This is a genomic window from Subtercola sp. Z020, from assembly GCF_002931235.1.
In the GTDB taxonomy this organism is placed as follows: domain Bacteria; phylum Actinomycetota; class Actinomycetes; order Actinomycetales; family Microbacteriaceae; genus Subtercola.
The window spans coordinates 78,381-105,065 of sequence record NZ_PSTT01000009.1 but is presented as its reverse complement, the minus strand read 5'-3'; the positions used below and the strand labels follow the sequence as shown (position 1 = coordinate 105,065).

At 68.2% G+C, this 26,685-nt stretch carries 25 protein-coding genes and 1 pseudogene; 18 read left to right on the top strand and 8 right to left on the bottom strand.

The window, feature by feature from the left end:
* Positions 1–42: 42 nt before the first annotated feature.
* Together C5B96_RS01390 and C5B96_RS01385 are read right to left on the bottom strand one after the other, a co-directional pair.
* Complete coding sequence (locus C5B96_RS01390) at positions 43–813, bottom strand: FadR/GntR family transcriptional regulator (RefSeq protein WP_104242181.1); 771 nt, start codon at positions 811–813, stop codon at positions 43–45.
* 113 nt (positions 814–926) lie between these two features.
* Positions 927–2,048: an ABC transporter substrate-binding protein gene (locus tag C5B96_RS01385; protein ID WP_233188923.1), complete on the bottom strand. Its 1,122-nt coding sequence runs from the start codon at positions 2,046–2,048 to the stop codon at positions 927–929.
* 255 nt (positions 2,049–2,303) lie between these two features.
* On the opposite strand from C5B96_RS01385, the gene C5B96_RS01380 reads away from it, so the two are divergent.
* From C5B96_RS01380 to C5B96_RS01330, 11 genes are all read left to right on the top strand, one after another.
* Positions 2,304–3,635, top strand: a complete 1,332-nt coding sequence (locus C5B96_RS01380; protein WP_104242333.1) for an ABC transporter substrate-binding protein — start codon at positions 2,304–2,306, stop codon at positions 3,633–3,635.
* A 143-nt stretch (positions 3,636–3,778) separates the two neighbouring features.
* Positions 3,779–4,876: a carbohydrate ABC transporter permease gene (locus C5B96_RS01375; protein ID WP_104242177.1), complete on the top strand. Its 1,098-nt coding sequence runs from the start codon at positions 3,779–3,781 to the stop codon at positions 4,874–4,876.
* Entirely contained in the window at positions 4,873–5,766 is an 894-nt protein-coding gene (locus C5B96_RS01370) for a carbohydrate ABC transporter permease (protein WP_104242175.1), read from the top strand. The genes C5B96_RS01375 and C5B96_RS01370 overlap by 4 nt, the downstream gene beginning before the upstream one ends.
* Before the next feature lie 2 nt (positions 5,767–5,768).
* Entirely contained in the window at positions 5,769–7,220 is a 1,452-nt protein-coding gene (locus tag C5B96_RS01365; protein ID WP_369826414.1) for a glycoside hydrolase family 1 protein, read from the top strand.
* Positions 7,221–7,255: 35 nt separating this feature from the next.
* Positions 7,256–8,308: a LacI family DNA-binding transcriptional regulator gene (locus tag C5B96_RS01360; protein WP_369826413.1), complete on the top strand. Its 1,053-nt coding sequence runs from the start codon at positions 7,256–7,258 to the stop codon at positions 8,306–8,308.
* Positions 8,309–8,399: 91 nt separating this feature from the next.
* A complete protein-coding gene (locus C5B96_RS01355) occupies positions 8,400–9,422 on the top strand; it encodes a LacI family DNA-binding transcriptional regulator (RefSeq protein ID WP_104242171.1) in 1,023 nt (340 codons plus the stop codon).
* A gap of 40 nt (positions 9,423–9,462) precedes the next feature.
* A complete protein-coding gene (locus C5B96_RS01350; RefSeq protein WP_104242329.1) occupies positions 9,463–10,722 on the top strand; it encodes an extracellular solute-binding protein in 1,260 nt (419 codons plus the stop codon).
* A gap of 63 nt (positions 10,723–10,785) precedes the next feature.
* The gene (locus C5B96_RS01345; protein WP_158507095.1) at positions 10,786–11,763 is read left to right on the top strand and encodes a carbohydrate ABC transporter permease; all 978 of its coding nucleotides are present in this window, start codon (positions 10,786–10,788) and stop codon (positions 11,761–11,763) included.
* Positions 11,760–12,578 (top strand): carbohydrate ABC transporter permease, encoded by an 819-nt coding sequence (locus tag C5B96_RS01340; protein ID WP_104242169.1) that lies wholly within the window; start codon positions 11,760–11,762, stop codon positions 12,576–12,578. The genes C5B96_RS01345 and C5B96_RS01340 overlap by 4 nt, the downstream gene beginning before the upstream one ends.
* Before the next feature lie 4 nt (positions 12,579–12,582).
* Complete coding sequence (locus C5B96_RS01335) at positions 12,583–14,508, top strand: glycoside hydrolase family 127 protein (RefSeq protein ID WP_104242167.1); 1,926 nt, start codon at positions 12,583–12,585, stop codon at positions 14,506–14,508.
* Positions 14,505–16,214 carry an amylo-alpha-1,6-glucosidase gene (locus tag C5B96_RS01330; RefSeq protein WP_104242165.1) on the top strand — a complete coding sequence of 570 codons (1,710 nt, stop codon included), beginning with the start codon at positions 14,505–14,507 and terminating at the stop codon, positions 16,212–16,214. The genes C5B96_RS01335 and C5B96_RS01330 overlap by 4 nt, the downstream gene beginning before the upstream one ends.
* A gap of 63 nt (positions 16,215–16,277) precedes the next feature.
* Here the strand turns inward: C5B96_RS01330 and C5B96_RS01325 are convergent, their stop codons facing one another.
* Positions 16,278–17,210, bottom strand: coding sequence for an oxidoreductase (locus C5B96_RS01325; protein ID WP_104242164.1), 933 nt, complete (start codon positions 17,208–17,210; stop codon positions 16,278–16,280).
* A gap of 24 nt (positions 17,211–17,234) precedes the next feature.
* On the opposite strand from C5B96_RS01325, the gene C5B96_RS01320 reads away from it, so the two are divergent.
* Together C5B96_RS01320 and C5B96_RS01315 are read left to right on the top strand one after the other, a co-directional pair.
* Entirely contained in the window at positions 17,235–18,119 is an 885-nt protein-coding gene (locus C5B96_RS01320) for a MurR/RpiR family transcriptional regulator (RefSeq protein WP_104242163.1), read from the top strand.
* Positions 18,119–18,979, top strand: a complete 861-nt coding sequence (locus C5B96_RS01315) for a DMT family transporter (RefSeq protein ID WP_104242162.1) — start codon at positions 18,119–18,121, stop codon at positions 18,977–18,979. Before C5B96_RS01320 ends, C5B96_RS01315 begins: the two co-directional genes overlap by 1 nt.
* Positions 18,980–18,984: 5 nt before the next feature.
* On the opposite strand, the gene C5B96_RS01310 is transcribed toward C5B96_RS01315, so the two are convergent.
* Entirely contained in the window at positions 18,985–19,662 is a 678-nt protein-coding gene (locus C5B96_RS01310; RefSeq protein ID WP_146078060.1) for a hypothetical protein, read from the bottom strand.
* A 105-nt stretch (positions 19,663–19,767) separates the two neighbouring features.
* Between C5B96_RS01310 and C5B96_RS01305 the strand changes: the two genes are divergently transcribed.
* Positions 19,768–20,127 carry a nuclear transport factor 2 family protein gene (locus C5B96_RS01305; protein WP_104242158.1) on the top strand — a complete coding sequence of 120 codons (360 nt, stop codon included), beginning with the start codon at positions 19,768–19,770 and terminating at the stop codon, positions 20,125–20,127.
* A gap of 4 nt (positions 20,128–20,131) precedes the next feature.
* On the opposite strand, the gene C5B96_RS01300 is transcribed toward C5B96_RS01305, so the two are convergent.
* The 4 genes and pseudogenes from C5B96_RS01300 to C5B96_RS01295 all read right to left on the bottom strand — a co-directional run bounded on the left by C5B96_RS01300 (position 20,132) and on the right by C5B96_RS01295 (position 22,417).
* Entirely contained in the window at positions 20,132–20,878 is a 747-nt protein-coding gene (locus C5B96_RS01300) for a hypothetical protein (protein ID WP_104242156.1), read from the bottom strand.
* Positions 20,875–21,348, bottom strand: coding sequence for a hypothetical protein (locus C5B96_RS17020; protein WP_146078059.1), 474 nt, complete (start codon positions 21,346–21,348; stop codon positions 20,875–20,877). The genes C5B96_RS01300 and C5B96_RS17020 overlap by 4 nt, the downstream gene beginning before the upstream one ends.
* 45 nt (positions 21,349–21,393) lie before the next feature.
* Positions 21,394–21,504 (bottom strand): annotated as a pseudogene (locus C5B96_RS18030) (helix-turn-helix domain-containing protein); the annotation flags it as partial.
* 73 nt (positions 21,505–21,577) lie between these two features.
* On the bottom strand, positions 21,578–22,417 hold the full coding sequence (locus C5B96_RS01295; protein WP_233188922.1) for a DeoR/GlpR family DNA-binding transcription regulator: 840 nt from the start codon (positions 22,415–22,417) through the stop codon (positions 21,578–21,580).
* A gap of 190 nt (positions 22,418–22,607) precedes the next feature.
* Between C5B96_RS01295 and C5B96_RS01290 the strand changes: the two genes are divergently transcribed.
* The 4 genes from C5B96_RS01290 (at position 22,608) to C5B96_RS01275 (ending at position 26,683) form a co-directional block, all read left to right on the top strand.
* Positions 22,608–23,891: an ABC transporter substrate-binding protein gene (locus tag C5B96_RS01290; RefSeq protein ID WP_104242323.1), complete on the top strand. Its 1,284-nt coding sequence runs from the start codon at positions 22,608–22,610 to the stop codon at positions 23,889–23,891.
* Between the two features lie 98 nt (positions 23,892–23,989).
* Positions 23,990–24,910, top strand: a complete 921-nt coding sequence (locus C5B96_RS01285) for a carbohydrate ABC transporter permease (protein WP_104242154.1) — start codon at positions 23,990–23,992, stop codon at positions 24,908–24,910.
* Positions 24,911–24,912: 2 nt separating this feature from the next.
* A complete protein-coding gene (locus tag C5B96_RS01280) occupies positions 24,913–25,758 on the top strand; it encodes a carbohydrate ABC transporter permease (protein WP_104242152.1) in 846 nt (281 codons plus the stop codon).
* A 67-nt stretch (positions 25,759–25,825) separates the two neighbouring features.
* Positions 25,826–26,683, top strand: coding sequence for a ketose-bisphosphate aldolase (locus C5B96_RS01275; protein WP_104242150.1), 858 nt, complete (start codon positions 25,826–25,828; stop codon positions 26,681–26,683).
* Positions 26,684–26,685: the final 2 nt, after the last annotated feature.

Below are 26,685 nucleotides of genomic sequence, written 5' to 3'. Positions count from 1 at the left end.
CGGCCGGCCCGGCCTGGGTCGGTGTCTGGGTTCGCTCCCGGATCAGAGGCGGATGTCGGGCGCCCGCCGGCTCTCCCACGAGCCCTGGATGTGCGCGAACATCTCCCGCCGGGCCGCGGGCGCATCCCCCTGCCCGATCGCGTCGAAGATGCGCTGGTGCGCACTGAGCGTGACCTGCCGGGCGTCGTCGGGGCCGACCCCGTGAAAGCGTGCGCTCTCTGACGCGCGGTTGAAGAGGGTGCGGGCGATGCTCGGTGCCAGTCGGTCGCCCGACATCGCCATCACGGCGGCGTGGAACCGCTGGTCGGCCGCGTCGAAGCGCTCATGGTCGTCGAGGGCATCCTGCATCTCGTCGAGTACTCCCCGCAGTTCGGCGAGCTGCCCGGCCGTCGCCAGCGCGGCTGCATCTTCGGCCATCGTCGATTCGAGGCCTGCGCGCACCCGCGTGAGCTCATCGAGAATCTGCAGCGCCCCGTCGTGCTCGATCAGGGCGCTGAGCACGACCGGGTCGAGGAGGTTCCACTCCGTCGGGTCGGTCACCCGCGTTCCGAAGCCCTGGGCCACCGTGACGAGGCCCTTCTCGTCGAGACGTTTCATCGACTCGCGGATGATGGTTCGGCTCACGCCGAACTGGGCCGTCAACTGCGCTTCGGGCGGGAGCAGGTCACCGGGCGCCAGCGCGCCGGTCACGATGACGTCGGTCAGCTGCTTCACGACGGCGACACCCAGCCGCGCGGCCGGCGCCGTGACCTCGAGCGTCGGCAGGTGCGAGACCAGCAGGCCCGCCGGTGCGTTCTCGCTCTGGTTCGTCATGCCGCCAGTCTATTTCGCCGCGCCCCGTCGGCCCGGGCATCATCCCCTCCACGTCGTCGACGAGCCCGCGCGCCCCCCGCGAGGCGGCGATGGCGGCGCCGGCTCGCAGGCTGTCAGGGCGCCGGCCAGATGAGTTCCGACCCGGAGGAGATCGCGGCGACGAACGACGGGTCGACGAAAGTCGCGGTGTCTGGCGCGGTGGCCAGCTGCCCGCTGTCGACGAGAAAGCCGACCTCCTTCGCCATCAGCTCCGGGTTCAGCGCGCCGAGTGGTGCGCCGGCGGGCCGGGATGCCGCCACCAGAGCGGTCTCGGTCTGCCAGACCTGCACGTTGTGGGCGGTGTCGTACGAGTCTCCCCCGCCGGCCAGCTTCGCGGCCAGCCCGACGCACTCGTCGGCATTCGACTCGCAGTGGCCGTAGGCGTGGAAGGCCGCCCGCAGAAAGTCCTCGGTCGCCGTGCGGTTCGCCAGGGCGAAGGCCGGGTTCACCACCACCGTGCCGAACGTTCCCGGAATGCCGTAGTCCTCCGGGTTCCACTCCGTGATCGCGTCACCGTCGGCCTTCAGGGTCAGCGGCTCGTTCGACTTGTACCCCGTCAGCGACTGCACCTGCCCGCGCGGCAGCACGGTCGGGTCGTAGCCCACCACGACCTGGTTGATCTTCGCGACGTCGACACCGTCGGCGACGAGCATCGCCGCGATCTCCGCCGGCAGCTGGCCCTTCTGGCCGAGCGTGGTGCCCTCCAGCTGCTTCAGGTCGGTGACATCGGTGCCCGTCATCAGCGTGGTGATCGGCACCTGGCCGTAGGTCGCCACGGCCGTCACGCCGACACCGTTCGCCTGCGCGAGCAGCAGGTCGGAATCGCTCCCCAGATCGGTCACGGTCGCCGTTCCCGCGGCGACGAGCTGGGCATTGCCGGCCGTGTCACCACTGCCGGGCTGCACCTCCACCGTGAGACACAGGGCATCGAAGTAACCCAGCTCCTTCGCCGCCAGGAACGGGAGGATCGACGCCGACGACTGGTACTGGAACCCGGTCACGTAGGTGATCGTGCCGGCGGCCCTGTTCGACGCGCAGCGGTCGGCCGAGATGGTCTGCGAGCCGGCCGACGAGCCGACGGTCGGGCCGGACGACGAGCCCGGCGAGGTGCTCGTGCCCGCGCATCCCGCCAGCGCGAGGGCGGAGACGGCGGCGACAGCCAGCAGGGTGGTGATGCGGAACGGGCTGCGTCTCAACGGCGGGAACTCCTCGAATGGATGGGCGCAGCGTTCGGTCGAACCGCGGCGCGTGGGCCGACGGGGTCGACATTCGAGCATCTCACAGGGTGAGGGCAGACCCGCCCCCGCGCCCTCCCTGCCCCCGGTCACAGAACCGGTGCTTGACAGCGGGCCGAATCGAATTTAGATTACTCCCATCCCATTGAGAGCGCTCTCATGAGATGTTCATCGCGTCGTGAGAGCGCTCTCTCAAACGCACACAAAGGAGTGACCGTGAAGTTTTCACGACGAACAAAGGGCCTGGCGGCCGTTGCAAGCGCCGCCGCCTTCGCCCTGCTGGCCACCGGATGTTCAGGGGGCGGTTCGAGCACCGCCGCCGGCAGCTCGACCGATCCCATCACGCTGACGGTCACGACCTTCAACACGATGGGCTACGACGACCTCTACAAGCAGTACGAGGCGGCGCACCCGAACATCACGATCAAGGCAACCAACATCGACACCGGTGACAACGCCAAGACGGACTGGCAGACGAAGCAGGCCGCCGGGGCGGGGCTCCCCGACGTGCAGGCCGTCGAAGAGGGGTGGCTGAGCGCGGTGATGCAGGTCTCCGACCAGTTCAACGACCTCAGCCAGTACGGCGCCAACGACATCAAGGACCGCTGGGTCGACTGGAAGCTGAAGCAGGCCACCGACTCGAACGGCCGCATCATCGGCTACGGTTCCGACATCGGCCCCGAGGGGCTCTGCTACAACAGCGCGGCATTCGCCGCAGCAGGCCTCCCGACCGACCGAGACGCCGTCGCCACCCTGTTCGGCGGAGACAACGCCACCTGGGACGACTACTTCGCCGTCGGCCAGAAGTACCACGCCGCCACGGGCAAGGCCTTCTACGACCAGTCCGGCTTTCTCTGGAACGCCATGGTGAACCAGCAGAAGGAGGGCTACTACAAGACCGACGGCAGCCTGAACGTCGACGGCAACGCCGACCTCAAGGCCCTCTGGGGCAAGCTGTCGACCGCCACCACCTCCGGCCTCTCGGCCAACCAGACCGCATGGGACTGGGGCAAGGGCAAGGCCTTCACCGACGGAACGTTCTCGACGTTCGTCTGCCCGGGCTGGATGCTCGGGGTCGTCAAGGGCCAGGTCACCTCGGCGGGCGGCAGCGCCGCGACCGGGTGGGACTTCGCCAACGTCTTCCCCGGCGGCGCGGCGAACTGGGGCGGCAGCTTCCTGACCGTTCCGACGCAGTCGAAGCACCCGCAGGAGGCTGCGGACCTCGCCGCGTTCCTGACCAGCGCCGACTCCGAGGCTGCGGCCTTCGGAGTGGCCGGCACGTTCCCGAGCGTCACGGCGGCCCAGACCTCGCCTGCGGTGACCGGAACGAACGACCTCTCGACGTTCTTCAACAACGCGCCGGTCGGCCAGATCCTCGCCGACCGCTCGAAAGGTGTCGTCGCCCAGTACAAGGGTCCGGATGACTCGGTTATCCAGTCGCAGGTCTTCGGCCCGTCGATCCAGGAGATCGACTCCGGCAAGGCCGACGGCCCGACCGCCTGGAACAACGCGATCACGCTGCTGAACCAGCTCGTCGTCAACAAATAAGCGAGCGCGGCAAGCGGCTTGAACAGCCGCTTGCCCCCAGCGCGGCGCATCTCACGCGGCGGGCGGCCTGAACGGCCGTCCGCCCCCAAGGGCGGCGCAGCTCGCCGCCGCATCCCCACCCAGGCATCCATCGGAGAAGGTTCATGACCGCCACCCTCACGCCACCCCCGGCGACCACGACACCACCACCGCCCCGACGGGCGCCGAAAGACAAGCAGCCCTTCCGCCACCGCCTCAGCCGGTTCGACGTGAAGGCTTCCCCCTATATCTACATCGCCCCTTTCTTCATTCTGTTCGGCCTCGTCGGCCTCTTTCCCCTCGGCTACACCTTCGTCGTCTCGCTCAACAAGTGGAACCTGCTGACCGGCCCGGCCGGCTTCATCGGTCTCGACAACTACGTCGCCGAACTGAATGACCCCTTCTTCTGGAACAGCCTCTTCAACACGGTCAGCATCTTTCTGCTCTCGGCCATCCCGCAGCTCGTCGGAGCCGTGCTCATCGCGGCCGTTCTCGACCAGAACATCAGGGCCAAGACCTTCTGGCGCATGAGCGTTCTGATTCCCTACGTCGTCACCCCGGTGGCGGTGACGCTCATCTTCTCGAGCGCATTCGACGAGAAGTACGGGCTGATCAACAACCTGCTCGCGTCGTTCCACCTCGACCCCGTGATGTGGAAGACCGAGACGTTCCCCTCGCACGTCGCGATCGCCACCATGGTGAACTGGCGCTGGACCGGGTACAACGCCCTCATCCTGCTCGCCGCGATGCAGGCCGTGCCGCGCGACATCTACGAGTCCGCAGCCCTCGACGGCGCGGGCGCCGTGCGTCGGTTCTTCTCGATGACGCTGCCGAGCATCCGCCCCACCATGATCTTCGTCATCATCACGGCGACGGTCGGCGGCCTGCAGATCTTCACAGAGCCGAAGCTGTTCAACCCCACCACCGCCACGCCCGGCGGGCCCCAGCGCCAGTACCAGACCACCGTTCTCTACCTGTGGGACCTGGCCTTCAACCGGCAGAACTTCGGCAAGGCCTCGGCCGTCGCCTGGCTGCTCTTTCTCATCATCGTGCTCTTCGGCGTGCTCAACTTCTTGGTCTCGCGGCGCATCGCGTCGACAGAGGCGCGCGTGTCGAAGCGCCGAATGACGAAGCTCTTGAACGACCACAACCAGCAGAAGACCGACCGGGCGGCCCAGGGTTCGCTCGCCGTCATCGCCGCGGCCGAGGAGAAACGCTCATGACTGCCACCATCACCCGCCCCCGCGCCGAAGCCGACCCCGCGGCTCCGCAGCCGAAGAGCCGCAAGCCGCTCGGCATCGACCGCCGGCCCGGGTTTCTGACCTACGGCCTGCTGATCGCGTTCTTCATCGGCGGCACGTACCCGCTCTACTGGTCGTTCGTCGCCGGCTCGAGCCCGAGCTCGGTGCTCACCGACACCTGGCCGCCGCTGCTGCCGGGCGGCTTGTTCTGGCAGAACGTCGGCGCCGTGATGGACACCGTTCCGTTCTGGATGTCGCTGCTGAACAGCGTCGTGGTGTCGGCGATCATCACGGTGAGCGTCGTCTTCTTCTCGACGCTGGCGGGCTACTCCTTCGCGAAACTGAAGTTCCGCGGCCGTGAGGGGCTGCTGGTGTTCGTCGTGGCGACTCTCGCCGTTCCGACCCAGCTCGGCATCATCCCGCTCTTCATGGTGATGAAGCAGTTCGGCTGGACCGGCTCGCTCGGAGCCGTGGTCGTGCCGACCCTCGTGACGGCGTTCGGGGTCTTCTTCATGCGCCAGTACCTCGTCGACGTCATTCCCGAGGAGCTGATCGAGGCCGCCCGCGTCGACGGCGCCAGCATGATCGCCACGTTCTGGCACGTCGGCATTCCGGCGGCCCGGCCCGCGATGGCGATCCTCGGCCTCTTCACGTTCATGACCGCATGGACCGACTACCTCTGGCCGCTTCTCGTCGTACCGCAGAACCCCACCCTGCAGGTGGCGCTGAGCCAGCTGCAGTCGGCGAAGTACGTCGACTACAGCATCGTGCTCGCCGGTGCCGTGCTGGCGACCATCCCCCTTCTCGTTCTCTTCGTGCTCGCCGGCCGCCAACTGGTCTCGGGCATCATGGCCGGCGCGGTGAAAGGCTGATGATGACCGACCTCGCACTGCACCCCTGGCCCGCCGACTTCATCTGGGGCTCCGCCACCGCGGCGGCCCAGATCGAGGGGGCCGCCCACGAAGACGGCAAAGAGGACTCCATCTGGGACCACTTCGCCCAACAGCCCGGCGCGATCGCGCACGACGACACTCCGGAATCGGCGGTCGACCACTACCACCGCATGCCCGCCGACGTGCAGCTGATGAAACAGCTGGGCCTCGGGTCGTACCGCTTCTCGACGAGCTGGGCACGGGTCAAGCCCGGCGACCGCTTCGTCAACCAGAAGGGGCTCGACTTCTACTCGCGGCTCGTCGACGAGCTGCTGGACGCCGACATCCTCCCCTGGCTCACGCTCTACCACTGGGATCTGCCCCAGGCCCTCGAAGACAGGGGCGGGTGGGCGAACAGGGACACGGCGTACCGCTTCGCCGACTACGCAGAGGCGGTGTACGACGCCCTCGGCGATCGCGTCACGCACTGGACCACCTTCAACGAGCCGCTCTGCTCCTCGCTCATCGGGTACGTCTCCGGCGAGCATGCACCCGGCCGCGTCGACCCGCGCGCCGGCCTCGCGGCCGCGCACCACCAGCACCTCGCGCACGGTCTCGCCGTTCGGCGCCTGCGCCGACTCGGCGAGCGGGATGACCGGGAGACCCGGCTCGGAATCACCCTGAACCTGACCAACGCCGTGCCGAACGACCCGCACGACCCGGTCGACCTCGATGCGGCACGCCGTGTCGACGGCCTGTTCAACCGGCTGTTCCTGAACCCCCTGCTCTGCGGGAGCTACCCCGACGACGTGCTGAACGACGTGCGGGAGTTCGGGCTCGAGGAGCACATCCACCCGGGCGACCTCGACATCATCTCGGCTCCCCTCGACTTTCTGGGGGTGAACCACTACCACGACGACAACGTCAGCGGGCATCCGCACGCCCGCCCCGAGGGGGAGTCGCCGCTTCCGCCTTCGCCGTCGGCCCGGCCCCGGCGTTCGCCCTTCCCCGGTTCGGAGTTCGTCACCTTCCCGCCGCGCGACCTGCCGCGAACTGCGATGGGCTGGGAGGTGCATCCCGAGGGCCTCGCCCGGCTGCTCGTTCGACTGGGCCACGAATACCCGAATCTGCCTCCGCTCTACGTGACAGAGAACGGGGCGGCCTATGACGACACGGTGGCACCGGATGGGGGCGTGCACGATGTCGAGCGAACGGCGTACATCCGCGCGCACATCGATGCCGTGGGGCGCGCGATCGCCGACGGAGCCGATGTTCGCGGGTACTTCGTCTGGTCGTTGCTCGACAACTTCGAGTGGGCCTGGGGCTACGAGAAGCGATTCGGCATCGTTAGGGTCGACTACCAGACCCAGAGGCGCACCGTCAAGGACAGCGGTCTCGCCTACGCGGCACTGATCGAAGAGCTCCGATCGACGCTCTACACTGAAGTTCGCTGAGGAGCCGATTCGTGAACGACTGAGGGAGAGGGCCCGTGACCACAGACACCTCTCCCTCCCGCCAGGGGCCGCCCCGCACGCCCACTCTCGAGATGGTCGCCGCAGAAGCAGGGGTCTCGCGGGCCACCGTCTCCCGGGTCGTCAATGACTCGCCCCGGGTCACCGAGCACGTCGTACAGGCGGTGAACGAGGCGATCGCCCGGCTGAACTACGTTCCGAACCGTGCCGCGCGATCCCTGGCGAGCCGCCGCACCCAGGTGATCGCCCTGGTGGTGCCCGAGACGACCGCGAAGCTGTTCAGCGACCCGTTCTTCGCGACCGTCGTGCAGGGCATCGCCATGGCGCTGTCTGAGACCGAGTACACGCTGAACATGCTGATCTCCTCTGAGCTGCGCTCGGAGAAGACGAGGCGCTACCTGCTTGGCGGCAACGCCGACGGGGCGATCGTCGTCTCGCACCACAGCGGTGACCACGACTTCAGCCACCTCGGCGCCACCCTTCCCATCGTCTTCGGCGGGCGGCCCCTCATCCAGAACGACGAAGACAGCTACTTCGTCGACGTCGACAACGTCGCGGGAGCGGCCACGGCCACCGAACACCTGCTCGACCGCGGCGCCCGCCACGTCGCCACGATCGCCGGCCCCCAGGACATGCCTCCGGGCTTCGACCGGCTCGCCGGCTGGAGCCGTGCACTGCAGAGCCGGGGGCTCGACGACTCCCTCGTCGAAGTGGGCGACTTCACGCCCGAGTCGGGTGCCGAGGCCATGCGACGCCTGCTCGAGCGGGGCCGGCCGATCGACGGGCTCTTCACCGCCAACGACCAGATGGCCGCGGGCGCGTACTCGGTCATCAGGGACCACGGTCTGCGCATCCCCGACGACATCATGGTGGCCGGCTACGACAACAACTACTTCGGCTCGACGGCGTCACCGTCGCTGACCACCATCAACCAGCCGTCGCACGAACTGGGCGCGAAGATGGCCGAGGTGCTGGTGCGCCTGATCGAGAACAAGCCGACCCCTCTCGTGACCCTGATGCCCACCGAGCTCATCGTGCGCGCATCGACCGATCGGCGCCCGACCGCCTGATCGTATTTCCCTCTTGCAGTCGGATGTCTGTCGATGTAGTGTCGAACCGGTTCGAATCGAACCGGTTCGACACTAGTCAACGGAGACAGGCATGGCGACAATCGGAGACGTGGCCCGGATAGCGGGCGTCTCACGCAGCACCGCTTCGTACGCGCTGTCGGGCAAGCGATCGATCTCGGCCGAGGTGCGGGAGAAGGTCGAGCAGGCCGTTCAGCAGCTCCGGTACACGCCGAACGCAGGGGCCAAGGCGCTGGCCACCTCCCAGACGAAGGTCATCGGCCTCCTCGCCCAGTTCTTCGAAGACGAATTCGCCCCCGCGATGCTGCAGTACATCCTGGGCGTCACGAACCGTGCCCGCGACTGCGGGTACGACACCCTGCTGCTGACCGAAGAAGACGGCGTCTCCGCCCTCACCCGCATCTCGGCCTCACGCATGGTCGACGGGTTCATTCTGCTGAACGTCGCCGAGAACGACGACCGTCTCGACCCCCTCCGCCGGGCACCGCAGCCCGGCTCCCTGGTGGGGCTGCCCGGTGACCCGTCGGAGATCGACGTCTTCGACCTCGACTTCGCCGCGACCGGCCGCCTGATGGTCGAGACGCTCGCCGAGCTCGGGCACCGCGAGCTGGTGCTGGTGTCGCAACCCGAACACGTGCTGCAGCGCGGCGGAGCCTACGTGTGGCGCCTCGCGAATGCTGCCCGGGAGCAGGCGGCCGAACTCGGCGTCACCCTGCACCACCACTTCGGCTCGTCGACCCAGCCGCAGATCGGGAGGGAGCTCGACGACCTCCTCGATGCGCATCCGAACGCGACCGGCCTGCTTCTGAACAATGAGGCCGCCGCCGCCGCACTCCCGAGCGTTCTGCAGAGCCGTGGCATCTCCGCCCCGCGCGACATCTCGGTGATCGGCCGGTACTCCGACGACTTCGCCCGAACCTTCTCCCTGCCCTACACCGCCATCGACAGCGCAGCCGCCGAGCTCGGTCGCCGCGCTGTCGAGCACCTCGTCTCCCGAATCGAAGGCACGTCTGATTCGGAGAAAACCGTCGTCGATCTGATCGCACCGCAGATCGATGACCGCGGCAGCACAGCCGTTCCACCCACCCGTCACTGACCCGACGTCCGGCATCCCGGACATGTTCAAGGAGGAACACATGATCACCCGAAAATTCCGAGCGCCGGTCGTCATCGCCGTCGCAGCCCTCGCTGTGGGCGCCCTTGCCGGCTGCTCCGGATCGAGCACCGGCTCGTCGACCGACGCCGCCGGCGGCACCTACACCTGGTGGGACCCGTACCCCCAGCACGCTGAGGGCTCCGACTGGGCGAACCGCGTCCAGGCCTGCGGCACCGATGCCGGCGTCACCATCCAGCGCACCGCCTACGACACCACCTCCCTCACCAACCAGGCGCTCCTCGCCGCCCAGGAGGGCACGGCGCCCGACGTCATCCTGCTGGACAACCCGGCGGTCTCGACGCTGGCCGACACCGGAATGCTGACCACGACAGACGAACTCGGTCTCGACACCTCGGGAATCGACGCCAACCTGCTCGCCGCCGGCCAGATCGACGGCAAGAACTACGGTGTGCCCATCGGCGCGAACACCCTCGCGCTCTACTACAACGCCGACATCCTGTCGGCGGCCGGTGTCGACCCCGCAACGATCACCAGCTGGAGCAGTCTGACCGACGCGCTCGCCAAGGTCACCGCGGCCGGCCACAAGGGCATCACCTTCGCGGGCATCAACACCGAAGAGGGGTCATTCCAGTTCCTGCCCTGGTTCTGGGGATCGGGCGCCGATCTCACGAAGCTCGACTCACCCCAGGCCGTGAGCGCCCTGTCGCTGTGGACCGACTGGGTCACCAAGGGGTACGCCCCGCAGTCGGTGATCACCAACTCGCAGAACACCACCTGGGAGGAGTTCATCACGGGTGACTTCGCCTTCGGCGAGAACGGGACCTGGCAGGTCGACAACGCCGCAAAGCAGTCGTTCAAGACCGGCATCATCGAGATTCCGGCCGTCGACTCCGGTGTGGCCCCCGCGCCGACCGGTGGAGAGTTCATCACCACCCCGGTTCAGAAGGACACCGCCCGGTACGAGACCACGAAGAAGATCGTCGACTGCATGACGACGCCCGACGGTTTCGTCAAGACGGCAGACACCTTCGCGTACTACATCCCGCCGACCAGCGCCGGCCAGGAACAGCTCCTGACCGAGCACCCCGACCTGAAGACCTGGGTCTCTGCGGTGCAGTCGGCGAAGGGTCGCACCAGCGACAATCTCGGCACGAACTACCCGCTGATCTCCGAGCAGTTGTGGACGGCCGTGCAGAGCGCCCTCTCCGGCGCGTCATCCCCCCAGGATGCCCTCGCCGCAGCCCAGACGGCGGCGGCCTCCGCCACCGACGGCAAGTAGCACTCGACGTTCCTGCCGGCGGGCCCCCGCCCGCCGGCAGGAACCCGCAACGAAGGATCAGGGATGACACTCTCCATGGCACCGCCGGCGACGCCCGTACCGGGTGACCCCCGCGACACGGCCGACGACCGCCCACCCGCCCGTCGTCGGCGCTCGAGACTCGGCGGATCGCGCTGGGTGGCAGCGGCCTTCGCCGCTCCCCTTCTGGTGTACCTCGCCGCGTTCTACGCCTATCCGCTGTTCCGCAGCATCGACCTGAGTGTGCACGACTACACCGTGCGCGCCTTCGTGCAGGGAAACGCCGCCTTCGTCGGGCTGAAGAACTACGCCGACGTGGTGTCGTCGCCGCTGTTCAGCCAGGCGCTCCTGAACACGGCCGTCTTCGTGTTCGCCTCCCTGGTCTTCCAGTACGTCTTCGGCCTCGCCCTGGCCGTGTTCTTCCGCAACCACTTCCGGCTGAGCGGCGTGCTGCGCGCGCTCTTCCTCGTGCCGTGGCTGCTGCCCCTGATCGTCTCGGGGTCAGTATGGGCCTGGATGCTCAACAGCGACAACGGCATCGTCAACGCCTTTCTGCAGGCCGTCGGCATCGGCCAGATCAACTGGCTCACCTCACCCGACACCTCGATGATCGCGGTCATCATCGCGAACATCTGGCTGGGCATCCCGTTCAACCTCGTCATTCTGTACTCCGGCCTGCAGAACATCTCTGCCGACGTGTACGAGGCCGCCTCGCTCGACGGCGCCGGGGCGTGGCGCCAGTTCTGGAGCATCACCTTCCCGCTGTTGCGCCCGGTCTCGGCGATCACCCTGCTGCTCGGGCTCGTCTACACCCTGAAGGTCGTCGACATCATCTGGATCATGACCAAGGGCGGCCCGGCGAACTCGACCACCACCCTGGCCACCTGGTCGTACCGCGAAGCCTTCGGCACCGGCCAGCCCGACCTCTCACCGGCCTCTGCGGTGGGCAACATCCTCATCATCATCGCCCTCATCTTCGGGTTCCTGTACCTGCGGATGCAGCGTCGTCAGGAGAACTCATGACCGCCCGCAGAAACTGGTGGAAGACCGCGCTCGGCATCGTCTTCACCGCGCTGATGCTCTTTCCCATCTACTGGATGGTGAACGTCTCGTTCACCCCGACCCGAGACCTGCGCCTGAGCCCACCGCACCTCTTCCCCACCGACGCCACCCTCGAGGGCTACACCGAGGTGCTGCGGCAGCAGCTGCCGAACCTCGGCACCAGTCTGCTGATCGGGCTGGGCTGCGTCGCGCTCACCCTCGTCATCGCGACCCCCGCGGGTTACGCCATCGCCCTTCTGAACCTGCGGGGCGGGCGAACGCTGAACTTCGTTCTCCTCGTGGCGCAGATGATCCCCGGTGTCGTGATGGCGATGGGCTTCTACGCCATCTACGTTCGCCTCGGCCTGCTCAATGGTGTCGGCGGGCTCATCCTGGCCGACTCGACCATCGCCGTTCCGTTCGGCGTGCTGCTGTTCACCGCGTTCATGAGCGGCCTCCCGGCCGAGCTTCTTCAGGCGGCCCGGATGGACGGGGCGAGCGCCTGGCGCACCTTCACGTCGGTCGTGCTGCCGCTCAGCCGCAACTCGGCGCTCACGGTCGCGCTGTTCGCCTTTCTCTGGGCCTGGTCGGACTTCATCTTCGCCTCGACGCTCGCCCGCAACTCGCCGCTGAAGCCGGTCACCCTCGGCATCTACTCCTACATCGGCAACAACACGACCCAGTGGAACGCGATCATGGCGACCGCTGTTGTAGCATCCATCCCGGCGGCCGTGCTGCTGATCGTGGCACAGCGCTACGTCGCGGCCGGCGTCACCGCCGGCGCAGTGAAGGACTGACCCCATGACCCTCTCCGCGACGACAGCCGGCACCACGCCCGGCACGAGCGCAGCGACCGGAGTGCCCGTCGCGCCCACGACGGGCCTTCGCAGAGGCGTCGGTGTCGGCGACGTGACCCTCGACCCGGCGGGCTTCTGGGGCAGACGCCAGGGCGTCAATGCCCGAGCCACCCTCGGCCACTGCCTCGCCTGGATGGAACGCCTCGGCTGGATCGCGAACTTCGACCGCGTTGCGCGCGGCGAGACGATCACCGATCGCCCGGGCTGGCAGTTCTCCGACTCCGAGATCTACAAACTGCTGGAGGCGATGGCGTGGGAGCTCGGCCGCTCCGACGACCCCGCCCTCCAGGAGACGTTCGAGGCCCTGGTGGCCCGGGTCGGCGCCGCCCAGGATGCCGACGGCTACCTGAACACGGCCCATGGGCATGCGGGGCTGGCCCCCCGGTACAGTGACCTGGCGATGGGCCACGAACTGTACAACACCGGTCATCTGCTGCAGGCCGCCGTCGCGCGACACCGCACCGGCCACGATGACGAGCTCGTGCGGATCGGTCGGCGCGCGGCCGACCAGGTCTGCGAGGAATTCGGGGAGGGCGGCCGCGACGCGGTCTGCGGTCACCCCGAGATAGAGGTGGCGCTCGTCGAAGCGGGGCGCGCTTTCGGCGAGCGTCGCTACCTCGAGCAGGCCCGGCTCTTCATCGAGCGCCGCGGCCACGGCACCCTGGCCGTGCGCCCCCTGCTGTCGGCCGAGTACTTCCAGGACGACGTGCCGGTCAGAGAGGCGGTCGCGCTCCGGGGCCACGCGGTGCGGGCTCTCTACCTCTCAGCGGGCGCGCTCGACGTCGCGGTGGAGACCGGCGACGATGCGCTGTTCGACGCCGTCGCCCGGCAGTGGGATCGCACGGTCGCGCGCCGCACCTACCTCACCGGCGGTATGGGTTCGCGCCACCAGGACGAAGGGTTCGGCGACGACTGGGAGCTCCCGGCCGACCGTGCGTACTGCGAGACCTGCGCCGGAGTCGGCTCCGTCATGCTCGCCTGGCGGCTCTACCTCGCCACCGGCGACGCGCGCTATCCCGACCTCATCGAGCGCACCCTCTTCAACGTCGTCGCCACCTCGCCGAGCGACGACGGCCGTGCCTTCTTCTATGCGAACCCCCTGCACCAGCGCGAGGCCGGTGCCCCGGCGGGTGCCGGCGTGAACGGCCGCGCCGAGGGCGGCGTGCGCGCCCCGTGGTTCGACGTGTCGTGCTGCCCGACGAACGTCGCCCGCACCCTCGCCTCGCTCGGGTCGTACACCGCCGCGGTCGACGAGCGCGGAATCGCCCTTCTGCAGTACGCGGCGGGCGAGGTGCGCGCGGGCGGGTTCGTTCTCACGGTGCAGACGCGCTACCCCGACGCGGGCGCGATCACGGTGCGCATCGACGAGGCTCCGGCCGGCGACGCCCGGCTCCGGCTCCGAGTGCCGGGCTGGGCCGAGGGGGCGACACTGCGAGTGAACGGCGGCGACGCCTCACCTGTGCGGCCGGGCTGGGCCGATGTGACCCGCACCTTCTCTGCGGGAGACGAGGTGGCGCTGCTGCTGCCCGTCGCGCCCCGGTTCACCTGGCCCGACCCCCGCATCGACGCCCTGCGCGGAACGGTCGCGCTCGAGCGCGGGCCCCTCGTGCTCTGTCTGGAATCGCCCGATCTGCCGCGAGGGGTGACCATGGAGAACATCCGTATCGACACCGCTCATGCCCTCGAAGAACACGGTGACGGAGCCCTCGCCCACGGATCCGCCGTCGACGGCCCGGCCGACGACGGTCTTCCCTACGGCCCTCCGCCCTCCGAGCGGGTCGGGCGCCCGGCGCTCGGCCTGGCGTTCGTGCCCTACCACCGCTGGGCAGAGCGCGGCCCGGCAACGATGCGCGTCTTCGTGCCCGCATGAGCGCCCCCTCCGAGACGGGTTTCGACATCCGCAGCATCCCGTTCAGCCGGCGGGGTTCATGGCTCGACATCTCGCCCGTGGTCGCCCTGCACGATGTGCGCGACGACCTGCACCTCGTCTCCCACCAGACAGGTATGCACGCGATCTTCACCCTCGAACCCCTGCAGGGCGGCGAGCGCGTGCCCGTCGACGTCGACGCCGCTCCGGGCAGGCTCCGGCTCGCCGGCGCGGGCGGGGAGATCGAGATCGTCTTCGAGAACGACACGACACTGCGGCTGCGCGGCCGGATGCTCGACCTCCGTCTCGCCGACGCTGCCGCCGCACTCACCCCGTTCACCGGCACCTATCTCTTTCACGATCCGATCGACGGTTCAGCGGTCTTCACGTCGTACGAGACGGGCCGCCGCTACCGCATCACCACCCTCCGAGGAACGGCGACCGTGGCTGGTGCCGAGCTGCTGGGCTCCGGCGAGCGGGCCGTGACCATCGGCGGTGACGAGTGGGAGGTGGCCATCGAGGAGTTCGAGACGGCAAGGGCCCCATTCACCGGCACCCTCTCATTCGACGAGGCAGCCCGCGCCGTCGCCCTCGACTTCGACGACTACGTCGACAGGGTCGCCCCGTGGCGGAGCGAGCGCACGCCCGGCGCCGTCGCTGCGGCGTACGTTCTGTGGTCGGCCACCGTCTCCGCGCGCGGCTTTCTCACGCGCGAGGCGATCCTCATGTCCAAACACTGGATGGACAAGGTCTGGAGCTGGGACCACTGCTTCAACGCGCTCGCCCTCTCCCCCGGACTGCCCCGCGAGGCGATCGACCAGTTCAGCGTCGTCTTCGACTTCCAGGATGCCGCGGGCGCCCTGCCCGACTCGGTCACCCATTCCGAAGTGCTCTACAACTTCGTCAAGCCGCCGATCCACGGCTGGGCGTTCCGCAAGCTGCGCCAGAGTCTCGCCGAACCGCTGAGCCGTGACGTCGTGGCCGAGCTGTACGGCTCCCTGGTGCGGTGGACCCGGTTCTGGCTCGACTCCCGGCGGGCCCCCGGGCATCCACTCGCCCACTATCAGCACGGGAACGACAGCGGCTGGGACAACTCGACCACCTTCGACAACGACCGCCTGATCGAATCGCCCGACCTCGCCGCCTTCCTGGTGGTGCAGTTCGACGTGCTCGCCGAACTCGCCGACGAGCTCGGCCTGGCCGGCGACGCCGACGAGTGGCGGGCAGAACTGCGGTCGATGCGGGGGGCGCTCCTCGAGCTCTGGGATGCCGACACCTTCGTCGCGCGTGCCGTGACCACGGGTCGCCGCAGCACGACGACGTCTCTGCTGACCACCCTGCCGATCGTCGCCGCCGCGCACCTGCCTGCCGAGGTCAGCCACCTGCTGGCCGAACGCATCTCGCTGCACCTGACCGAGTTCGGCCCGGCGACCCAGCTCGTCGACACCCCGGAATACGAGGCCGACGGCTACTGGCGCGGCCCCATCTGGGCGCCGTCGACCGCCCTCGTCGAAGACGGTCTGCGCCAGGCGGGCGAGACCGGGCTGGCCGACCTCATCAGCGCCCGCTTCCGAGCGCTCTGCGAACGGTCGGGGTTCGCCGAGAACTTCGACGCCCTGACGGGGGAGGGTCTTCGCGACCGGGCCTACACCTGGACGGCGAGCTGCTACCTCACGCTCGCCCGCGAGGCGGAGGAGCGGCGCGGCTGAGGCCGGGCCGGCGCCGGGCCCGCTCGGCCAGCCCGCGCCGCCCGCGTTCGGCACGCCGCCCGGTCAGCCCGGCCCGTCGCTCGATGCGGCCAGAAGCGGCACCAGCACGTCGCTCACCGGGGTCGGGATGCCGTGGGCCAGGCCCCGGCGCCGAATGATGCCGTTGCGGGTGTCCCATTCCAGGGGTCGGCCCGCCTGGCTGTCGGTGAGGATGGAGGTTCCGAGGTCTGCCGGATTCGCCCGGAAGTACCGGATGATCTCCCCGACCGTCTCGTCGCCGAGCTCGGCTCCCTCAGCCCGGGCGACAGCCAACCCCTCGCGGAGGTAGCGCTCGGCGAGCTCCGCGATGTCGTCGCGCACGAACATTCCCGACCGTCGCCGGGCCGGCACCATCAACCCGGCCACCGCATTCTGCAGCAGCTTGCGCCAGGCCACCGCCCGAAAGTGCGGTGCGAGCTCGACCGAACAGGCGGTCTGCTCGAGCGCCGCGACGACGACCCGGGAGGCGGGCAGGTCGGGGAGGGTCAGGCGGGCGCTCGCCCGCAGTCGCACTGAGCCGTCGGGCTGCGTGGTGGCCGGAAACCACACCACAGCCGGTACGACCGCGGCACCGGCGGCGTGCGGAGTGACCGAGGCCAGCTGCTCCACCCCGTTCTGCAGAACGCAGACGACCGTGCCCGGATGGCAGAGGGCACCGAGCCAGACAGCTGCGGCCTCGACCTGCGTCGTCTTGACGGCCAGGAAGACGAGGTCGACGGGCCCCTCCGCCTGCTCGGGTCGGGTACGCACGGGGCCCGGCACCGTGACAGAACCCTCGTCGTCGTGCAGGGTGACACACGGCCGGGGCGTTCGCCCGTAGAGCAGCGGTGTCTGTCCGGCCCGGTGCAGCAGCGCGGCGATCGTCGTGCCGATCGCGCCCGGGCCGACCACGGCGACCGTCGGCGGCCGGCCCGACGGGGAGCGCCGGTCGCCGGGGGGAGTGCGGTTTTCTGCCATGCCTGACACGTTACACTGTTACCGATGGATGACACAGACGGTAATCGCGTTTCTGATGAGCACCCCGGGCTGCTGCGCTGGCTCGGAACCGTTGCGGGGCGGAGCGGCGACCTGGCCGCGAGCGAGGCGAAGGTGGTCGCGCTCGTGATGGCCGACCCGCTGTTCGTCGGCACGAGCACCACGGCCCAGGTCGCCGCCCGTGCGGGGGTCTCTGCCCCGAGCGTCGTGCGCGCGGCACGGGCGATCGGCTTCGCCGGGTTCTCCGACCTCAAGTTCGAGATCGCCCGGGCACGCGGCGCCACCGAGTTCTTCAGCCCTCCCCCTGCGCTTCCCGACGACGCCCCCACCGTCGACGTGCTCGAATCCGCCACGCGGACCGGCATTGAGGCATTGACAGCCCTGGCCGGGTCGCTCGACCCCGCGGCGCTCGACCGGGCCGTCGATGCCGTTCGGGATGCGCGCCAGGTTCTCGTCGTGGGCGCGGGAACATCGGCGGCAGTCGCCGCCGATGCCGTCTTCCGGCTGCGAGCGCTCGGCGTCGGGGCCCTCACCATCCCCGACCACGAATCGGCCATGATCGCGACACGGCTGCTCGACGGGCGCGATGTCGTGCTCGCCGTCAGCTCCACGGGCAGAACGGCGTCGACGCTCGCCGTCGCCGACGCGGCCACCTCGGCCGGTGCGGCACTCGTCGCCCTCACCAACCACTACGACACCCCGCTCGCCGAACTCGCCGACATCGCCCTCGCCGTCGGGGGCGCCGCGCTCCCCGGCCAGATGGCCGCGGCGGGGAGCCGGCTGGCGCAGTTGGTCGTCATCGATGCCCTGGCCGCAGTTCTGGCGCTCCGTGACCCGGAGAGGAGACGCCGGGCCGAGCACGCGGGAATGGATCTCCCCAACCTCACCTGATGGCACCGGCCACCGTCGCGATCGTTCTGCTGGCCGCGGTCGCCCACGCCATCTGGAACACCGTGTCGAAGTACCGGCGCGGCGACACGATCGTCTTCGTCTGGGCGTACACCTGCCTCGCAACCCTTCTCTGCCTGCCGTTCGGACTCGTGCCGCTGATCGACGGCGACCAGCCGGTGTCGGTCGCGCTTCTCGTCGGGTCGCTCGGCTCGGCGGTGTTCCACCTGCTGTACTCGTTGACGCTGCAGACGGGATACGACCGTCACGACCTCGGAGTGGTCTACCCCGTGGCGCGGGGAACCGGCCCCGTGCTGACGATGGTGGTCGCGGTGGTCTTCTTCGGCGAGCGGCTGGGCACCCTTCCGATCGTCGGCGCCCTCGTCGTCGTGGCGGGCATCCTCGTCGTCACGGGCAACCCGCTGAGAGCGGCGAGGCCCGGGGCGGCGGGCGGGCTGGGCTGGGGCGCCGCCACCGGCGTCGCAATCGCGGCCTACACCCTGTGGGACAGTTACGCCGTCTCGGCGCTGCACCTCTCGCCCGTCACGTACTTCACGGGAACCTTCCTGGCGCAGAGCCTGATGCTGGCGCCGCTGGCCCTCCGGCGCCGCGGCCGCCTGCGGCTCGACCTGCGCCGGGACGCCATACCCGTGACCACGGTCGCGGTGCTCTCGCCCGTCTCGTACATTCTCGTTCTGACCGCACTGCAGACCGCCCCCGTGGCGCTGGTCGCGCCGCTCCGGGAGTCATCGATCGTGATCGGATCACTGCTGGCGTGGCGACTGTTCCACGAAGGGCAGCTCGCCCGGCGCCTCGTCGGCGCGGCGATCGTGCTGGCCGGGATCGCCGCCATCGCCCTCTGAGACGCTCAACCGATCGCGAGCTGAACGGCCTTGGCGCCCGTGTAGTCCTTCGGGTCACCGTCGATCACCAGCCGGTCGGGCACATTCCCGCCGGTGTAGACACTGACCGAGCAGAGCACATTGATGACGTTGTCGTTGTCGAACTGGCCGGTCGTGGGGTCGGTGCACTTCTCGTAGTCGTCGGGAACGAGCAGGGTGCTGCCGGTGTCGCCGGTCGCGGAGTCGAGAGTCGAGACGCGCTGCACCGGGCTGGAGAACTCCGAGCCCTCCAGCAGCACCCAGGAATAGTTCACGTAGAAGGGCGTTCCGGCGGTGCTGTCGCTCGTACCGTTCAGAACCTTGACGTCGGCGAGATCATCCGCATCGCCCTGACGCATCGCGCCCGAGCGGATGGCGATCGTGCTGACGGGAGGGGTCGAGGTGGAGTCGGTGATCTGCACGACGGCCCACTCGCCGGCCGGAACCACCGTGCCGGCCGGGGTGAGCGCGGCGGCGTCGGGCATGTTCGTCGCAGGTGCCGGCGACGGCCCGCCGAGGGACTCCTCCCGGGCGCTCAGTCCACTCGACGAGCACCCGGCGAGCACCACGACCGACGCGGCGAGCGCCACGACCACCGCCGCGCGCCGGCCGGCGCCTCGTGCAGGAGCCGGGCGGAGGGAACGGGATGCCGGTCGGAAGATCATCCATCCAGTATGCCAAGGCGGCATACTGTGCATCACGACCCCTGCACGACGACCTATGCACGACGACCTCTGCACGACGACCCGTGCACGACGAAAGGCACGCCGATGACCGCCAGCACAGAAGACCTGATGACCGCCAACCTGCTCGAGGTGTTCGGCCAGCGCGACCCGGCGCTCCGCCGCGCCGCCATCGAGCGCACCTACACCGAAGACGTCGTCTTCCTCGACCCCGACGAGGTCGTCGAGGGCTACGACGCGCTCGACGCGAAGGCGGGCCGGCTGCTCGCCGGCGCCCCCGGCTTCACCTTCTCGCCGGCCGGCCCCATCTACGCAAACCACGACATGGGCTATCTCGCTTGGAACCTCGGCCCCGAGGGCGAGGCCCCCGTCGTGCGCGGCTTCGACACCTGCTTCATTCGCGACGGCCGCATCGCCAAGGTCTACACGCTGCTGCTCGCCGACTGACACCTCAGTCCACGACGAACTGACCGCGGACCACCTCGACGGTGGCCGCATCGACGCCGACAGCGAGATGGAGTACGGGCCGTTCGAGAACCGCGCCCAAAGCTTTGCGCACCCGCAGCGTTTCGGTGCGCGTGAGGCCCCTTCCGACGGCATCCCGCCGGGTGACCAGTGAAGCCAGTACGGCCAGATCGTTGAGATGGCGGTCGCCTCGCGCGCCTTCACCGATGAGAAGCGCCGACGATTTGGCGACCAGGGCACCCTGCAGGGTGGGGCGGATGATCGTTCCCCTCCTCCCCGCGACCTGCACCTCGACCGGCTGCGCGCGATTCAGCGCACCCTGGCCGCCGGGCGCCGCGATCGTGCGGCCTCCGGTCACTCCGACTCGGTTGTCGGCGCGCACCCCCAGGAATCGGGGGACGAGCACATCGATCTGCGCACTGCCCTTCACCCAGCGGTGCTGCACCCCTTTCTCACCCTCTGTGACCGACGGCGCCTCCCCCGCGGACTCGAAACCCAGCCGTTGGAGTGCAGCAGTGAAGTCGTAGAGCATGGTGGGGTGAGCCCGCACGTCGAGCACGGCGTCGGCATCCTCTGTCGGCCGCGGCGGATTCGCTCCGCGCTCCCAGCAGAGGCAGTGCACCATCTGCCCTCCCACGAGAGCCCAGCCGCTCGGGTGGGTCTCGTAGATTCCGAAGAGCGCGAACCACGCTTCGGCCTGTGCCGCACTCATGGCGGGCGCGACGATCGTCACGGCGACATCTCCTTCAGAAGGTCGGCGACACGCGAACGCTCGCGCACCCCAGGGTGGTGCGCGAGGTCGACGAGCAGCAGTCCGAGGGGCACCGGCGCCGACGACGCCCTGTCGTCGACATGCACGAAGACATTGGGCCGGTCAGACGGACGCAGAAGATATTCGCGTTGCAGATCGTTCAGGTCGGCTTCGGCGACACGAACTTCGAGTTGCCCCGCCGCGGCGACACGGGCTCGCGGATCGCTGAAGCCGGTCCTGGTGATTCGCGCGTCTCTGCCGAGGTCGTCGAGGTCTGATGGTGCCACAGACAACTGCAGCGGAGGGCGTTGTGGTATCCAGGCTGAGAGGACGCGGTCTGGATCAGTGGCACCGCGCAGTTCCGAGAGGTAGATGCGCAGGCGACGGCGTTGGGGGGCTGACATCCCGGGCACGGACTGACCCGAGAGAGCGGCGATGAGGCCGATGCCCATCTGTGCACTGAGTGGCCGACTCGACGCTGGTCGGTGCACAGAGGCCTGATCGATGAGCCACTGCCGGCCGACCAGCCTCGCGGAGAGTTTTCCGTCGCGAATCAGCGCTCGCACCCGGCGCTCGGAGATCCCCTCCCGCTCGGCATAGTCCGCCACACTCTCCTCAGGCACAGTACACAACTATACCGCCAACGGAATAGATGTGCGCGAGAGCGTCAGCGCGAGCGCGTCAGGCCGGCGGCTCGGCCGAGGGAAGCAGCACGCGCACGCCGTGGCGCTGCAGGGCGTCGGCGAGCTCGGGCGGGGGCTCCTTGTCGGTGACCAGGTAGTCCGCGGCGCCGAGCGCTGCGACCTGCGCGAACAGGGGCGCGCCGAACTTCGACGAGTCGGCCAGGATCGCCACGCGTGACGCCCGGGCGATCATCTCCCCCATCATCACCGCCTCACTGACGTTGCTGGTCGAGTAGCCGCCGTCGGCCGAGACGGCGCCCACCGAGATGAGGGCTAGGTCGCACCGCAGCTCGAGGTCGCTCGTTCGCCCCGTCACCCGAAAGCTCACCGGGCCGACCGTCGACTGGCCGGCCAGGCGCACCGCGCCACCGAAGAGGTAGAGGTCGTTGACCGCCTTCGGCGACACCTCGGCGGGAATGCGCAGGTTGTTGGTGGCGATGGTGAGCTCGCGGTGGTTGCCGAGGTGCCGGGCCAGCGCCAGGCACGTCGTGCCGGCGTTCAGCATGATCACCGAGGCATCGTCGACCAGGGTCGCCGCGAGCGCACCGATCTTCTCCTTGGCCGAGGTGTGCAGCTGCATGCGCACGTCGAGTTTCTTCTCGGTGACGATCATGGCCGACCGGCTCACGGCGCCGCCGTGGGTGCGCACCAGGATTCCGTCGGCCGCCAGTTGGTCGAGATCGCGGCGCACGGTGTCTGAAGAGACCCCGAACCGCCGGGAGAGCACGGCGACCGTGACCTGCTCGACCTCGGCCACATAGGCGGCTATCTCGGCCTTCCGCCCGGCCGGCAGCCGCACCGGCTGCGCCGTGTTCCCCAGTTCTCCATCATCACCCACGGCTCATTTCTACCAGACGGGGCACGGGCGCCGCGTCTTTCTGCGCTTATCTTCGCGAATGCATCAGCGATCGTGCATGATTTTCCGTATTGACGCGAAACCATCCGCGTATTAGCATCTGAGCACGCGCATAAGCGCACAAAACAGCACATTCCCGTAATACTCAGCAATCACCGAAGATTGGATGAACATGAGCAACGTTGCTCGAGGCCGTCGGGTCACGCTCGCAGGGCTGGCCCTCGCGACGACCGCAGTCCTTCTCACCGCCGGCTGCAGCAGCAGCGGCAGCTCCACCAGCGCAGACGGCAAGGTGACGATCGAGTTCTCGCAGTGGTGGGGCTCCGAGCTCCCCGACGGCGACCTCCAGAAGATCGTCGACGGCTTCCAGGCCGAGAACCCGAACATCACCGTCAAGCTCCTCACCCAGCCCTATTCCTCCCTGCAGGACCAGACGACGACGGCCGGCGTCTCCGGCACCCTCGCCGACGTCGTCGGCCTCGATGGGGCGTGGGTGAACAACCTGGTCAAGCAGGGCGCCCTCGACAACCTCAGCGACGAGATGAAGTCGTCGAACTACGACGACAGCCAGCTCTCGAGCCAGGTGCAGATCGAGGGCTCGACCTACGCCATTCCCGTGGTCAACTTCGTCTACCCGCTCTTCACGAACGACGAGCTGCTCGCCCAGGCCGGCGTCACTACGCCCCCGGCCACCCGCGACGAGTTCCTGGCCGACGCGAAGGCGATCACCGAGAAGACCTCGGCGAAGGGCTGGATCCTCCCCCTCGGAACCACCAACCCCAACGGCGTGCAGAACGATGTCATGTCGTGGCTCTGGGCCTCGGGCGGCAGCATGCTGAAAGACGGCAAGCCCGACCTCACCAACGACGGTGTCACGAGCGCCGTCGACTACGTGAAGTCGCTCTACGACGCCAAGGTGGTCGCCGACGGTACCTTCACCCTGCAGGAGCCCGACAAGGTGACCCAGTTCACCAATGGGCAGGTCGGGATGATGGTCGACTCCCTCGCGCACATCACCACCATCCGCGACGCCAACCCCAACCTGAAGTTCAGCATCTCCGCCATCCCGGCGACCGACGGTTACACCGGCAAGCGCGGCATCCCCTTCGCCTCGTGGGGCATCGGTGTGTCGAACAACTCCGAGCACAAGGCCGAGTCGTGGAAGTTCGTGCAGTACCTGATGAGCAAAGACGTCAACGCGAACATCTCGAGCCTTGCGCACGGCTTCCCGGCCAACAGCACGGCGACGCCCGACTTCACCGGCAGCGACCCCCTCTACGAGGAGGCGTTCAAGATCTACCAGGCCGGCTACCCCGCGAACGAGTTCGTCGGCCTGCCCACCTCAGACCAGCTGATGCGCGACTTCGACACCGAGTTCCAGAAGACGCTGAACGGCGACGAGAGCGTGGGCGACATGCTCAAGACCACCCAGGAGAGCTGGACGAAGGCCTTCTAGGCCCCTCCCAGAACTCGCTGTAGTTCGGGCACGCCGCATCTGCCACCCCACATGACGGATGCGGCGTGACCCTCTCCTCTCGGAAAGAAGCACCACACATGACAGCTCTGCGTGCGAAACGAACCTCGTCCCGATTCGGGTCGGCGCGCCTCGCGGGCAAGACCGCGCCCTACGGCTTCGTCGCCCCCACCGCGATCCTCCTGATCGCCCTGATGGTCGTTCCGATCATCCTGGTCGTCAGCTACTCCGTGTCAGACGGGGCCATCACCACCAAGAACGCGTCGTTCGCAGGCCTGACCAACTATGTGACCCTGCTCACCGACCCCGAGTTCTGGAACGCCGCCCTCAACACGCTCGTCTTCACCGTCACGAGCGTCGTCGCCCATCTGCTCATCGGGCTCGGCTTCTCGCTGATGCTGAACTCGAAGCTGATCGGTGCGGTGCCGCGAGCGGTCTTCCGCGTCATCTACATTCTGCCGTGGCTGTTCACGGCCGCCATCATCGCGGTGCTCTGGCGACTGCTGCTCGACCCGCAGGGCGTCATCAACTACCTGCTGCAGGCGGTGCACCTCACCGGCAGCCCGATCGCCTGGTTCGGCGACCCGGCCTCTGCCCTGTTCGCCGTGACCGTGATGAACATCTGGGCCGGCTACCCGTTCTTCATGATCAGCCTCCTCGCGGGCCTGCAGGGCGTACCCGCCGACCTCTATGAGGCAGCGCGCGTCGACGGCGCATCCGGGTTCCAGCAGTTTCTGAACGTGACGCTGCCCCAACTGCGCCCGATCATCATCTCGATGGCCATGCTCGACGTTCTGTGGACGACGCAGCAGTTCGCCCTCATCTGGCTCACGACCGGTGGCGGCCCGATCAGCGTCACCGAGATGCTGAGCACCTTCACCTACAAGCTCGCGTTCACGGGCTTCGACTTCTCGGCAGCCTCGGCGAGCGCGGTGATCGTGCTCGTCTTCTCGCTCATCGTCGCTGTCTTCTACGTGCGCTCGCAACGATCGGAGAGCTGACCATGTCCACCATCACCACCCCCCGCAAGGTCGGGCTCCGCGTCGCGCTGCTCGTCGGCCTGCTGGTCGGCGCGGTCTTCGCCGGCTTTCCGGTGTTCTGGATGCTCATCAGCAGTTTCAAGACGAACACCGAGATCTTCGCCTACCCGCCGCAGATCATCACCCAGGGTTTCAGCTTCGACGCCTACCTCGCGGTCCTGAACGACCCGGAGGAGATCCGCTTCTTCATCAACAGCTACGTGGTCGCCCTCTCGGTGACCGCACTGACCGTGCTGTTCGCCATCATGGCGGCCTACGCCTTCAGCCGGTACGAGTTCCGCGGCAAGCGGGTGATGAACGTCATCATCATCGGCACCCAGGCGGTGCCGCCGATCGCGCTCATCATTCCGTTCTTCGGCCTGATGGTCTCGCTCGGGCTCTACAACACCTACGCGGGCCTCATTCTGACCTACATCGTGTTCACGCTGCCCTACGCGATCATCATGATGACGGCGTACTTCAACACCCTGCCCAAAGAGCTCGACGAGGCGGTCAAGGTCGACGGCGCGGGAGCCTGGACCGCGCTCTGGCGAATCCTGGTGCCGATCTCCGTGCCCGGCATCGTCTCGGTGGCCGTCTACACGTTCATGATCTCGTGGAACGAGTACCTGTTCGCCCTGACGCTGACCCGAACCAACGACCTGCGCACGGTGCCGGTCGGCATCCAGCTCCTGATCGGGCAGAACTCCTACGAGTGGAACCAGATGATGGCCATCTCGATCATGGGCAGCATCCCCGTGCTGCTGCTCTTCCTCATCTTCCAGCGCTACTTCATCGGCGGTCTGACCTCCGGTTCCGTGAAGAGCTGACCCCGCGACATCCCTCGCGCCCTTCGACCCACCGCCCGCACCACCACAACAAGGAGAACAACCAACCATGCTGATGACCGGTAAAGACCTGCTCGCCGTCGCGAACGAACACAACTTCGCGATCCCGGCGTTCAACGTCAGTGACTACGCCATGATGAACGGCCTCTTCGAGATCAGCGAAGAGAAGAACGCGCCGATGATCGTCGCGATCCACCCGGATGAGGTGAGCCACCTGGGCGTCGAGGCCATCCTCGCGATCCGCGAGCGCGCTCACAAATCGAGCATCCCCGTGGCGATCCACTGGGACCACGGCGGATCGTACGAGCAGATGCTGACGGCGATCCAGGCCGGCTTCACCTCGGTGATGATCGACATGTCGATGCGCCCGTTCGACGAGAACGTCGCCGTCACCAAGCGCGTCGTCGACACCGCCCACGACGTCGGCCTGTCGGTAGAGGGCGAGCTCGGCACCATCGGCAAGCTCGACGAAGAAGCAGAGGAGGGCGGGGAGATCATCTACACGGTGCCCTCTGAGGCCGTCGACTTCGTGGAGCAGACCGGCGTCGACAGCCTGGCCATCGCCATCGGCACCAGCCACGGCCTCTACCCGCAGGATCTGGAGCCGAAGCTGCGCATCGACCTGCTGCAGGAGATCAAGGCGCTGCTGCCCATTCCGCTCGTGCTGCACGGCGGCTCGAACAACCCCGACTCCGAGATCGCCGAGGCCGTGAAGTACGGCATCAACAAGATCAACATCTCGAGCGACATCAAGGCGGCCTACCATGACGCCATGCGCACAGAGCTGGAGAACAAGGGTCTTCGCGAACCGAACACCATTCAGCCGCCCGCCATCGCGGCGATGAAGAAGGTCGCCGCCCACAAGATCGACCTGTTCGAAGCCGCCGGTAAAGCCGACCTGTACTGATC